General features: G+C 41.4%; 6 protein-coding genes and 1 pseudogene. All 7 read left to right on the top strand.

Features of this window, described 5'->3' with window-relative positions; genetic code table 11:
* Positions 1–37 precede the first annotated feature (37 nt).
* The 7 genes and pseudogenes from AC1DVK_RS17895 (at position 38) to AC1DVK_RS17865 (ending at position 13,175) form a co-directional block, all read left to right on the top strand.
* A complete protein-coding gene (locus AC1DVK_RS17895) occupies positions 38–1,588 on the top strand; it encodes an acyl-CoA carboxylase subunit beta (protein ID WP_410863342.1) in 1,551 nt (516 codons plus the stop codon).
* Between the two features lie 147 nt (positions 1,589–1,735).
* Positions 1,736–3,832: a methylmalonyl-CoA mutase family protein gene (locus AC1DVK_RS17890; protein ID WP_477627051.1), complete on the top strand. Its 2,097-nt coding sequence runs from the start codon at positions 1,736–1,738 to the stop codon at positions 3,830–3,832.
* Complete coding sequence (scpA, locus tag AC1DVK_RS17885; RefSeq protein WP_477627050.1) at positions 3,829–6,009, top strand: methylmalonyl-CoA mutase; 2,181 nt, start codon at positions 3,829–3,831, stop codon at positions 6,007–6,009. Before AC1DVK_RS17890 ends, scpA begins: the two co-directional genes overlap by 4 nt.
* Positions 6,010–7,020 carry a methylmalonyl Co-A mutase-associated GTPase MeaB gene (meaB, locus tag AC1DVK_RS17880; protein ID WP_477627049.1) on the top strand — a complete coding sequence of 337 codons (1,011 nt, stop codon included), beginning with the start codon at positions 6,010–6,012 and terminating at the stop codon, positions 7,018–7,020.
* 194 nt (positions 7,021–7,214) lie between these two features.
* Positions 7,215–8,399, top strand: coding sequence for an acetyl-CoA C-acetyltransferase (locus AC1DVK_RS17875; protein WP_284470966.1), 1,185 nt, complete (start codon positions 7,215–7,217; stop codon positions 8,397–8,399).
* Between the two features lie 75 nt (positions 8,400–8,474).
* Positions 8,475–8,765, top strand: a pseudogene (locus AC1DVK_RS17870) (response regulator transcription factor); the annotation flags it as partial.
* 264 nt (positions 8,766–9,029) lie between these two features.
* Positions 9,030–13,175, top strand: a complete 4,146-nt coding sequence (locus AC1DVK_RS17865; RefSeq protein ID WP_477627048.1) for a S8 family serine peptidase — start codon at positions 9,030–9,032, stop codon at positions 13,173–13,175.
* The last annotated feature ends 181 nt before the right edge of the window (positions 13,176–13,356 follow it).

Genomic DNA, 13,356 nt, shown 5'->3' with positions numbered 1-13,356 from the left:
AATAAAATTTAAACACTGATAGGAGAGGAACCACAGCATGGATATGTTCGATAAAATCGAGATCATGGAAGAACGACGGGAAAAAGTGAAGCTGGGGGGCGGTTATGCACGGATTGATGCCCAGCATGACCGCGGGAAGCTTACTGCTAGAGAGCGAATCGAACTATTAGTGGATGAAGGGACATTCGTTGAAATAAACCCATTTATAGAAAATCGCGGCCTTGAATATGGATCTGGGGAGGCTCCAGGAGAAGGGGTTGTTACAGGTTACGGTAAGGTCGATGGGTGCCTTATTTTCCTTTTTGCTCAAGATTTTACTGTTTTCGGCGGAGCCCTTGGCGAAATGCATGCGACAAAGATTACCAAAATCATGGATTTAGCTGCAGAAAATGGAGCACCTATAATCGGGTTAAATGACTCAGGTGGAGCAAGAATTCAAGAAGGTGTTTTATCACTAGATGGATATGGACACATTTTCTATCGAAACTCCATTTATTCAGGAGTAATTCCACAAATTTCCGTGATTATGGGACCTTGTGCCGGGGGGGCTGTTTATTCTCCTGCGATTACAGATTTCGTTTTCATGGTAGAAAAAACTAGTCAAATGTTTATTACAGGTCCAAAGGTAATTGAGTCGGTAACGGGAGCAAAGATTAATAGTGAGGATTTAGGTGGTGCGTCCGTTCATTCCACAATAAGTGGAAATGCCCATTTTACTGGACCAACGGAAGAAGACGTATTAAACGAAGTCAGGAGATTAATTGGCTACTTGCCATCAAACTATGAAGAAAATCCACCTTACAAAGAGCCAGTAAATAAAGTTCCTTTAGATGAAAGAATCGATGAACTTCTTGATGTTGTCCCGATTGATGGAACGAAGGTTTATGATGTGCGTAAGGTGATTCATTTAATTGTTGATGATCAAGATTTCATGGAAGTCCAGCCTAAATTCGCTAAAAACATTGTCGTTGGCTTTGGCCGTATAAACGGCGATACAGTCGGTATAATCGCAAATAATCCGAAGATGATGGCTGGTGGTCTTGATATTGATTCATCTGACAAATGTGCTCGCTTCATCCGATTCTGTGATTGCTTTAAGATTCCATTAATTACATTTGAAGACGTGAGTGGCTTTATCCCAGGAATTCAACAAGAGCATGGCGGGATTATCCGGCATGGGGCGAAAATTTTATATGCCTATTCGGAAGCTTTGGTTCCCAAAATTACAGTGATTCTTCGAAAAGCATATGGTGGGGCTTACGTTGCCCTAAACAGTAAAGCAACCGGGGCAGACTTAGTATTTGCTTGGCCTAATGCGGAAATTGCGGTTATGGGACCATCCGGGGCTGCCAATATCATTTTTGCAAAAGAGATTAATGAAAGTACAGATCCGGAGGCCTTTAGGCAAGAAAAAATCAACGAATACCGCGAACGGTTTGCCAATCCTTACGTCGCATCAGCTAATGGCATTGTTGATGATGTAATTGACCCGAGGGATACAAGAAAAAGTATCGCTAGTGCATTGGAAATGCTAAAAAACAAGAAGAAAGCATTACCTAAGAAAAGGCATGGAAATATCCCTTTATAAACCTTTTCTTTAATAGATTATGAACTACCTATATTAATAGGAAGAAAAACATCTAAAGACGACAAATGAAAAAAACCTAGCGTAAATTGAGATGGTATAGAAGGGAGAGAGCGATAGCATAGGGATTGATGCTTAGCGCAACTTAAAATGGATAAAAAAATAGTGGACCAATTTTCAGAATTTGAGATCCCAAGTTATGAACAGTGGCGTGACCTAACAGAACAATCTTTAAAAGGAGCTTCTTTTGAAAAAAGACTTATTACAGAAACTTATGAAGGAATTTTACTTCAGCCGATGTATCGAAAGGAGGATGCCGCCACTCTTCCTTTTCTGCAGTCTTTGCCAAGTATGGCCCCTTTTACTCGCGGCACTAAAACGCTTATAAATGGATGGGAAATCAATCAGGAAATCAATGTTGGAATACCCACTTCTTTTAATAAAGTAGCACGGCATGACCTTAGTAAGGGGCAAACCTCATTAAATATCGTCCTTGATACACCAACGAAACGTGGAATAAATGCGAATGAAGCTACCTCAGAAGTAGGGAAAGCGGGACTATCGATTTCAGGGGTAACCGATGTAGCCGGTGCACTAAAAGATATTGACTTTGGTAATGTTCCTTTTCACGTTAGTGCTGGGGCAAATTCGTTGCCAATCCTAGCTCTGATTATCGCTCATCTAGAACAGTCCGGACGACAAGTGGAGGAATTACATGGGTGTATAGGAATGGATCCACTCGCAGAACTGGTAGCAAATGGAACATTGGCTTACGAGTTGGAAGATTGTTATACATTGATGGCCGACATAACAAAATGGGCAAATGAGAATACCCCCCATTTACAAACGGTTCTAATCCATGGAAATGTCTATCATGACGGTGGAAGTAGTACGGTTGAAGAATTAGCTTTTACCTTATCAACAGGTGTCGAATATCTACAGGCACTAACTTCCCAAGGAATTGATATAAATAAAGCCGCCAGCAGTATCCGTTTTTCGTTCTCAATCGGTTCCGGTTATTTTATGGAAATTGCCAAACTTCGTGCCGCAAGAACTCTTTGGGCCAGAATTGTAGAAACCTTTGGTGGGAATGAAGAAGCCCAGAAGATGACGATGCATGCACGAACATCTGCATGGACAAAAACTGTTTTTGATCCCTATGTGAATATGCTGCGTGCTACAACAGAAGCATTTTCTGCAGCAGTCGGTGGAGCTGACAGTATTCATGTTAGTTGCTTTGATGAAGCGATTCAAAAGTCTACCGCTTTTTCACGACGAATTGCACGGAATGCCTCCATTATTTTAAAAGAAGAAGCTCATATTGCGAGGACAATCGATCCAGCCGGTGGCTCATGGTACGTAGAAGTACTGACAAATGAGGTTGCCAAAAAGGCATGGGGACTCTTCCAGGAAACAGAGCGAAAAGGTGGGATTTTCCAGTCGTTAATAAAAGAATTCCCACAAAATTTGGTTCAACAAACAGCTTCAAAACGGGTAGGGAACATTGCTAGTCGAAAGGATATATTTGTTGGGACAAATATGTACGTGAATATTGAAGAAAAAGGAATAGATTGGTTAGCTATTGATGAGGCGTCTCAAATTGATGATCATATCAATAAGGTTAAAGGTCGAGCACATAGACCGGTTGAAAGCTTAGCTGCAATTCCCAATAAAACAGAAGCGTCGATTCAGGTAGCGAAACAAGGTGCATCGTTAGGTGAAATTGCAGAAGCAACAGGTAGAGGGTCTGAATCTGTTGTCAGCGTTAAAGCAATCCGTCCTACGAGAGGTGCCATTCAGTTTGAACAACTCCGTCAAACCATCAATGAAAATGCAGAAAAGGCAGGTAATCGTCCAAAAGTTTTTCTAGCGAACTTAGGACCTATATCAGCTTATAAAGCGCGGGCTGAATTTGCATCAGGATTTTTTGGAGTTGGTGGCTTCGATGTTATTCAAAACAATGGATTTACTTCTGCAAAAGAAGCAGCAGATGCAGCTATTGCTTCAAACGCCGGTATTGTCATCATTTGTGGAAAAGATGAAGACTACCAACAAACAGCGGTTCCTGTTGCAAAGACGATTAAAAATGCAGCAGAACAAGCAATTGTTTTATTAGTAGGAAAGCCTAGCGAAGAGTACGAAGTCAGCTTTAAAGAGGCTGGAATATCTGAGTATATTCACGCTGGCTCAAATTGCTATGACGTGCTAAGTCAACTTCTAGATAAGAAAGGAGTTGCTGCATTATGACAAAACCAGATTTCAGCCAAGTAAAATATAAGGATGAAAGAATAGCAGAATATAGCGAGTGGCGTAAACAAGCAGAAAAACTTTCTGGAAAGTCTTTTGAAGAATTAACAGTTCCGACTTATGAAAAAATTGATGTAAAGCCTCTTTACACAAATATGGACACACAAGGAATGAATCATTTAGATTATGTGGCGGGAATCGCACCATTCTTTCGAGGTCCCTACCCAGCTATGTATAAATCACAACCTTGGACGGTTCGTCAATATGCTGGCTTTTCTACAGCGGAAGAAAGTAATGCGTTTTACCGCAGAAACTTAGCTGCAGGACAAAAAGGGCTTTCGATCGCATTTGATTTAGCCACACATCGTGGGTATGATTCGGATCATCCTAGAGTCGTAGGCGATGTGGGAAAAGCCGGCGTTGCCGTTGATTCCATTCTAGACATGAAGATTTTATTTGATGGAATCCCATTAGACCAGATGTCTGTTTCGATGACGATGAACGGAGCTGTCCTGCCAATTATGGCTTTTTACATCGTGGCAGCTGAAGAACAAGGAGTTCCCCAAGAGAAGCTTTCTGGAACAATACAAAATGATATTTTAAAAGAATATATGGTTCGTAATACGTACATCTTTCCTCCAGAACCGTCAATGAAAATTATAGCAGATATCTTTGAATACACGTCCCAGCATATGCCGAAATTTAATTCCATTAGCATCTCCGGTTATCATATGCAAGAAGCGGGGGCTACGGCCGATATAGAGTTGGGCTATACCCTTGCAGATGGATTAGAATATGTCAAAACGGGTTTAAAAGCAGGGATTGATATTGATCGATTTGCTCCACGACTTTCCTTCTTCTGGGCAATCGGAATGAATTACTATATGGAAGTGGCTAAAATGCGCGCAGCTCGTTTAATTTGGGCGAAGCTAATGAAAAGGTTTTACCCGAAAAATGAAAAGTCGTTAGCACTTCGAACCCATTCGCAAACATCTGGATGGAGCTTAACAGAGCAAGACCCATTCAATAATGTTTCACGTACCTGTATTGAAGCGATGGCTGCTGCTCTTGGTCATACACAATCCCTACATACAAACGCACTGGATGAGGCGATTGCGTTACCGACCGATTTTTCTGCCCGAATAGCTCGAAATACCCAACTATACCTACAGGATGAAACGGGGATAACCAACGTATTAGATCCATGGGGCGGCTCCTATTACGTGGAGTCACTTACGGCTGAATTACTTGAAAAAGCCTGGGAACATATTGAAGAAATCGAAGCACTTGGTGGAATGGCAAAAGCCATTGAAACAGGACTGCCAAAGATGAGAATTGAAGAAGCCGCTGCTAGAAGACAAGCGCATATTGATTCTGGTAAAGAATCGATCATTGGAGTGAATAAATACCGTTTAGAAAAAGAGGACCCTCTTGAGATATTAGATATTGATAATACTGCTGTCCGTGAAGCGCAAATTCGCCGCTTAGAGCAACTCCGGGCAGAAAGGGATAAAGCAAAGGTAGAAGCAGCACTTCAAGCGATTACAAAAGCGGCTGAAACTGGAGAAGGAAACCTCTTAGAGCTAGCGGTAAATGCAGCTCGCGCTAGAGCGAGCCTAGGAGAAATTTCGAATGCATACGAACAAGTAGTAGGGAGACATAAAGCAGTAATTCGTTCGATTAGCAGAGTGTACAGTACAGAGTTTGGGGAAAAGGAACAAGTGAAAATTGTCCGTGAAATGTCCGATCATTTTGAAGAGAATGAAGGCCGACGCCCTCGAATTATGATTGCAAAGATGGGACAGGATGGACATGACCGCGGAGCTAAAGTGATTTCTACTGCATTTGCAGACCTTGGTTTTGATGTTGATATTGGTCCCTTATTCCAAACCCCAGAGGAAGCAGCCCTACAGGCCGTGGAAAATGATGTACATGTTCTAGGGATGAGCTCTCTTGCTGCTGGTCATAAAACATTACTTCCTCAAGTCGTGGAAGAGCTGAAGCGTTTAGGCCGTGAAGATATTGCCGTCGTGATTGGCGGTGTTATTCCTGCTCAAGATTACAGTTACTTAATAGAAAAAGGAGCAGCTGCCATATTTGGACCAGGAACGGTTATCCCGATTGCCGCACAACAGGTGATAGAAGAATTAAATCGTCGTCTCGGATTGGTTACTTAAATGACAGAAAAAATATCGCCAAGACGAAGACACATTACGGTTGATGAATATGTGCAGGGTGTGATGAATGGAAATCGTGCAATTATTGCTCAAGCGATCACCTTAGTTGAAAGCAATTTACCCAAACACATGGAAATGGCACAAAAGGTGCTGAAAGAACTGATTCCATATACAGGAAAATCAATTCGGATCGGCATTACAGGGGTTCCTGGAGCTGGTAAGAGCACGTTAATCGAATCCTTTGGTATGATTCTCTGTGAGCAAAATCACCGTGTAGCGGTATTAGCCGTTGACCCAACTAGCAGTGTATCTAGAGGAAGTATTCTAGGTGACAAAACACGAATGGAACATCTTTCTCGCCACCCACATGCATATGTTCGACCGTCACCATCAAGTGGCACGTTAGGAGGGGTCACTAGAAAAAGCCGTGAAACCCTTCTTATTTGTGAGGCAGCAGGGTATGACGTAATAATCGTGGAAACCGTGGGAGTCGGCCAAAGTGAAATAACCGTCCGGTCCATGGTGGATTTTTTCCTAGTTATTATGCTGACTGGTGCAGGGGATGTGCTACAAGGAATGAAAAAAGGGGTGATGGAATTAGCTGATGCTATTTTCATTAATAAAGCGGATGGCGAAAACAAACAAGCTGCCCTGAATGCAAAGATGGAATACAATCGACTCCTGCATTTCTTACAGCCAATCACCGAGGGTTGGGAAACAAAAGCATTTACTGTGTCTGCCTTAACGGATGAAGGAGTATCTCACATTTGGAAGGTCATTCAGGAATATAAACAAGTTACCAGTAGGACTGGTTTTTTTGGAAAAAGAAGAAAAGAACAAATGATTGACTGGTTTCATTCTATGATAGAGGCCCAATTAAAGGCGAGATTTTATGGTAATCCATCGATGAAAAAGAACATTTCTAAAATGGAAGGGTTACTTCTTAACGGCCATACTTCTCCCACACTCGCAGTCCAACAATTATTCAACATTTATGATGAAAATAGATAGGAAAAGGAAGGCTTTTCATTAAGAAGAGAAAAGGGATACCGGGTATAGCCTAATATATTACCTTAACAATATACCGTTAATTAATATCATGTACCAATAACGGTATAAAATTAGAAGGTAAAATAAAGAAATGGAAAAGATGTTTTCCATCCATCAAATCGAATCAAACAATCTTCAATAAAGGAGAATGAATTATGAGTCATGTTTATATTTTAGGTGGGGCTAGGACGCCATTCGGGAGTTTTGGTGGGGTATTAAAGGATGTTTCTGCCATCGATCTTGGAGTGATAGCAAGTAAAGGAGCCATTGAAAAAAGTAATATTTCAGTTGAAGAGGTTGAGCATGTTTTTGCTGGGAATGTGATACATACTTCGAAAAATGCCTCCTACCTTTCCAGGCATATTGCTTTGAAAGCTGGGATTCCAATCGAGAGCCCCGCTTTAACTCTCAATCGTTTATGCGGTTCTGGATTGCAAGCGGTTGTATCGGCAGCTCAGTCGATTATTTTAAAGGATGCTGAAGTTGCCCTAGCCTTGGGAACCGAAAATATGAGCCAATCTCCTCACGTATTACGAGATGTCCGCTTTGGTACGGGTTTACAGTCTCCACAAATGGACGACATGCTTTGGGCGACTTTGAGCGATGAGTATATAGGGTGTGGGATGGGATTAACAGCGGAAACTCTTGCTGAAAAATATGAACTAACCCGAGACGATCAAGATAGTTTAGCTGTCCAATCACACCAAAAGTCAGCAAAAGCCCAACTGACGGGACGATTTCAACAAGAGATTTCCCCGGTCACGATATTCACAAAAAAAGGAAAGGAAATAACCATTTTAGAAGACGAACATATTCGCCATAATACTTCAATTGAAGGATTAGCGAAACTGAAACCAACCTTTAAAAAGGATGGGACCGTAACGGCAGGTAATGCCAGTGGTATTAATGATGGGGCAGCTGCCTTAATACTTGGAAGTGAATCCTTCCTTCAAACCAATCACAATGTGAAGCCATTGGCAAGAATCATATCCTGGGGGATTGCGGGGGTAGACCCAAATATTATGGGCATTGGACCAGTTCCTGCTAGTCAATTAGCCTTACGGAAAGTCGGACTCAATATTGAAGATATCGATTTGTTCGAAATCAATGAAGCATTCTCTGCCCAGTATCTTGCAGTAGAGAGAGAGCTTGGATTGAAACGGGAAAAAGTTAACGTCAATGGTGGAGCAATCGCATTAGGTCATCCAGTTGGGGCTAGTGGAGCTAGAATTATATATTCATTGGCCCTGGAGTTAAGGAATCGTGGAAAGAAGTATGGACTAGCCTCCCTCTGTATTGGAGGAGGACAAGGAATCTCAGTAATCATTGAGGCTCTATGAATGATATTACAAAATGAATTTCTGTAAGACACCTGACATGGTCCGCACTTCTAATGTTGAGGACCTAATTCCACAATGACGTCAAAAGGGGATTCGGTTATTCATCCTCGCATGACCAAAAAGCTGATAACGTATCATCACCAGCAAACGAAATCAGAGCCGAACGAAAATATTCTGACTAAGCGAGAAAAAGAAATGTTGCTTGAGTTGACCAAAGGTCTTAGTAACCAAGAAATCGCTGAAGCCTTATTTATCAGTGATAAGACGTCAAAATTCACATCAATAAGATTTTCAAAAAGCTGAATGTGAAAAGCCGTTCACAGGCAGTCAGTTATGCCGTTGAATCAACTTGTTCCATTTTCATAAATCGTAATCACTTAAAAAGTTAAAAGAACTGTTCAGTACCTTGATTATTCTTCTTTAATAACAGATCTGGAATAAATCTTAAGTTATATATGGATCTAGAACCAATAGATGAAAAATTACATCTTATGATTAATTTTCAGAAAAGTAGAAATGTTAAACGGTATATTAAATCTTAGTTTACTAGATTCATCATCTTTAAATGAATTGTTTATGAAGAACAAATGTTTAGTGAGAAAATAGTTATATAGGATAAGGGGATGCGGTATGAAGAGGAAAAAAATCAGTAAGATTCTTACAGGGACCTTAGTTGTTGGCATGTTATTATCTCAAGGCGCCCCGTATAATGTAATGGCGAAAAGCCCGTTTGAGTTGAATCCAGTTGATCATGCGGAAGAAATTCTAAAGAGCCTGTCTGCGGAACAAAGAAAGGCATTAGAGCAATTGGATGCCACTCCAAACTTTACGATTTCTCCGGATATTAATGCAAATAGTCCGGAATTAGTCAAAGTCATTGTCGAATTTGAGCAGGCGCCAGCCAAAATAGAAGTGATGAAAAAAGCGGCGAAAGGAAAGAAACTATCTTCTGCAGATGCGAATGAGAAAGTGGAAAAAGCTCATAAAGATTTTAAACAGTATGTGCAATCATTGAAATCACAGAAAAACGTGACTAATTACAAAGTGGAAGATGTAAAGATCACAAGAGAGTATAAAAACGCCATCAACGGTGTAGCGATGACACTGCCTGGTGTGGCAGTTAAGGATTTGCTGCAATCTGGAGTAGTTAAACGTATTTTTAAAGATTACGAAGTGAAAGTGGAACCACCTGTAAAATCGAAAGAAGCCATCGAGCCGAAAATGGCAGACAGTATTCCGCAAATTGGCGTGGACAAACTTCATGCCGAGAACATTACCGGCAAGGGAATTAAAGTCGGTGTTCTTGATACAGGTATTGACTACAATCATCCTGACTTAAAAGAAGCTTATAAAGGCGGATATGATTTTGTAGATAATGATGTCGATCCAATGGAAACGACCTACGAGGATTGGATAAATGCTGGCAAGCCGGAAGACCCAGGCTATGTGTATTACACAAACCATGGGTCACATGTCGCAGGGACGATTGCAGCCCAAAAGAAAAACAATGTGGATTATGCTGTGAAAGGGGTAGCACCTGAAGTAGATTTATATGCGTATAGAGTATTGGGGCCTTGGGGAGGGGGATATACTGAAGGAATTCTCGCTGGAATCGATAAAGCGATTGAAGATGGCATGGACGTCATCAATATGTCGCTTGGCGCGCAGACTAACGATCCTTTATACGCCACTTCTGTCGCAGTAAATAACGCCATGCTTACAGGCTTGGTGACCGTCGTTGCTGCAGGTAACGCCGGACCTAACGAAAAAACTCTTGGTTCTCCGGGAACAGCGGCTCTTGGCATATCAGTAGGTGCAAGCGATGCTTCCATGTCCATTCCTGCCTTTAATGGAAGCGCTTCCGACGAGAAATTTGAAAATATGCAGCTGCTAGGCAAAGATTTTTCTGATAGATTAGAAGAATTGCAAGGAAAATCCTTACCAATTGTATTTGCGGGACTTGGTAAAGCATCTGATTTTGCTGGGAAAGATGTCAGCGGGAAAATTGCGTTGATTCAGCGCGGAGAAATTGCGTTTGATGAAAAAATCAAAAACGCCAAAAAAGCTGGGGCTAAATCAGTGATTGTGTATAACAATGTTGACGGGCAAATACCTGCCTACTTGGGTGAGGCCGTCGGGTTAATCCCTTCATTCCGCCTGTCAAAAGCGGATGGTGAGCGTTTAAAGGGGATGGGCGAAGGTTCTTTCACATTTGAAACGTTAAATAACACAAAAACGGAAGGCGATCATTTAGCAGATTTCAGTTCTCGTGGACCGGTAAATGGAAATTAYGATATTAAGCCGGATGTAGTCGCTCCAGGTGTGTCGATATTCTCTACGACACCGGAATTCATCAACGATCCGCAGGACGGCATTAATTACGGGAATGCCTATGTACGCATGTCGGGTACATCGATGGCTACGCCACACGTGGCAGGAGCAGCAGCATTGATTTTGCAGGAGAATCCGGAATACACTCCTTTCGATGTAAAAGCGGCACTCATGAATACATCGAATGATTTAAAAGGGAATAATTCTGTATACGAAGTGGGTGCAGGACGAATCGATGCCTATCAAGCGGTTCATACAGATACATCCATCAAAGTATGGGATAAGACAAAAAATATCGAAAATGGAAACGTCGTAGAAATTGACGAACAAACAGGTTCTATCGTATTCGGCAGATATTATAAAAAAGGTAATGGACCAATTGATGCAAGCAAAAAGGTGACGGTTCAAAACAACAGCCAGGAAGAGAAATCTTTTAAACTAGAAGTGGAGTATCACGGTGAGCGAAAAGGCATTCAAGATGCAGTGAAGAACGGTGTAAAAGTGGCGGTGCCTTCATCGATTACAGTGGGAGGCGGCCAAATAGAGGAGCTCCAGCCAAAAATAACGATTCCAACCAGCGCTTCGGCAGGAAGATATGAAGGGTACATTCATGTGACCAATACCAACAATCCAGACGAAACCTATCAAATTCCATTTGCTGTCATGGCGACGGAAAAAGGATTTGATTATGTCAAAGCGACTAGACCATCCGTGACAAATACAACACCTTTCTGGGAACTTAATGACACAAGGATCCATTTCATCATGAAGTTGAACAGTCCAATGACAACCATGGATGTGCTTGTAAAAGACAGTAAAACAGGAAAATCTGTAGGGTTCATAGGGACAGCGAACACTAACTTTCCAATAGATAGAGAAGTGTATCTTACAGGTGCGTTCAGCGGTACGGTCTTACCATTTACAAATGATCCGTCCCAGCCAATCAGTGATATTCCTATAAAGCTTCCAGCAGGCGACTATATACTGGAACTGATTGCACACGATGAGGAAGGGAAAACATATGTGGTAGACAATCCACTTATCGTGGACAATACAGCACCAGAAGTCAACATGGATATAAAATCGGGTGTAATCGAAATCAATGATTCTTTGTTTACAGTAGAAGATGGCCAAAAAGCGGTGTGGCTGCATGGAACAGCTAAGGATGAGACAGTGGATCTATTACAATCTAAAGGGTTGGACATCGATCAATCGTCCAACACTATGGCTTACTATACAGGTGCCTCTGGATATATGGCTGGGTTCTTCCCGATTCAAGCGAATGGAGGTGTGAAGTTAGGTATTGAGGAAAGTGATATTGCAAAACAACCTATGAGATTGTGGTTGAGAACGTGGGATACTGCAACGGCAGTTGGTTACCAAAAGTATTACTTCATGAAAGAAGGAACGGAATATACGACTTCCAGTTATAACAAGAAAGAGTTAAAAGTCGACGATAGCTTTACGATGACACTAAGCCTTAATAATGTGAAGCAGCTTGTCTCGGGAGAATTTAATGTAGAGTACTACAAAGACTTCTTCAAGTTTTCGAATGTGAAGCTGAACAATGCAGTCAAACAATATGCAAAGGAAAAAGGCTTACAGGTATCACTAGATAAACCTGTTGTGACGGAAGGTACATTCAATAATAGTTTGAAAATCGGTGCTTCCATTACTGGAAATGCATTCAGAGGACTGGATGGAGACATGCCGTTCCTCGATGTAACGTTTAAAGTATCGAATGATGAAGTTTACGATGAAATTCCTGGATTTGAGGTAAAGAAGGGGTCTTATAAGAAATCCGGACAAACAGCAGACACTGCTATTCCTTTTTACGGCACTGAAGATCTTAAATTAATTCCTACACATACACAGTTGCTGGGATCCATCTTGCCGGAAGCATTTTTGATATATGAATCAGGAGCAGTATTTTTGAAAAAAGCGGATTACTCAAAAATAGGAGCACAAGTATACGCTCTCTCTAGAAGTGGTAAAAAATATCCAGGAACAATTGATAAGAGTGGAAAATTCACAGTCAATGATATTCCTGCTTCCGATCAAGTATATACAGCTGTTTTCGATGTTCCGGGGCATCTTAAAGTGATGAAGAAATTCATTCCTGGATATGATGCAAATGGAGAGCTACGAGGGCAATTTTTAAGAATTGGTCAGAGAAGTCTTGCAGGCGATGTGAATGGCGACAAAATGGTTGATATCCTCGATATCCAGAGTGTTGTGGATGCATATGGTATGAAGGATGCATCCATCGTGCCGCAAGATATCAATCAAGACGGTGTGGTAGACGAAACGGACATTCGCTTAGTTGAGAAAAACTTCTTAACGAAAGGACCGGATGCACCTGCCGATAAACAGCCAAAAGAAAAAATTGGCAAAAAAGGTCTGGAATACTTCCTGCGCCTGATCGGACTGGAGCCAAAGCAATAGCAAGAAAAGAAGGTGAGGAATGCAGAGCATTCCTCACCTTCTTTTTTATAAAATAAGAAGAGCAGAGTTAAGAAAAGTTGATAAGTCCTCTTTTTTGAAGATATGTACGGAGTACCAGATTTCTTGAACAAAAGGGCACCGACCCTTGCTTTTTATTCAAAAAGGAGTATTTAGCATATAT

Source organism: Peribacillus sp. P4_B1, assembly GCF_056402395.1.
Note: the sequence above shows the minus strand (reverse complement) of the source record. Positions and strands in the feature narration are given on the sequence as shown.

Excerpts from the sequence above, each read along its gene's own strand:
- AC1DVK_RS17890 (WP_477627051.1), top strand. The coding sequence starts at position 1,736 with ATGGATAAAAAAATAGTGGACCAATTTTCAGAATTTGAGATCCCAAGT.
- AC1DVK_RS17895 (WP_410863342.1), top strand. The coding sequence starts at position 38 with ATGGATATGTTCGATAAAATCGAGATCATGGAAGAACGACGGGAAAAA.
- meaB (WP_477627049.1), top strand. The coding sequence starts at position 6,010 with ATGACAGAAAAAATATCGCCAAGACGAAGACACATTACGGTTGATGAA.
- AC1DVK_RS17875 (WP_284470966.1), top strand. The coding sequence starts at position 7,215 with ATGAGTCATGTTTATATTTTAGGTGGGGCTAGGACGCCATTCGGGAGT.
- scpA (WP_477627050.1), top strand. The coding sequence starts at position 3,829 with ATGACAAAACCAGATTTCAGCCAAGTAAAATATAAGGATGAAAGAATA.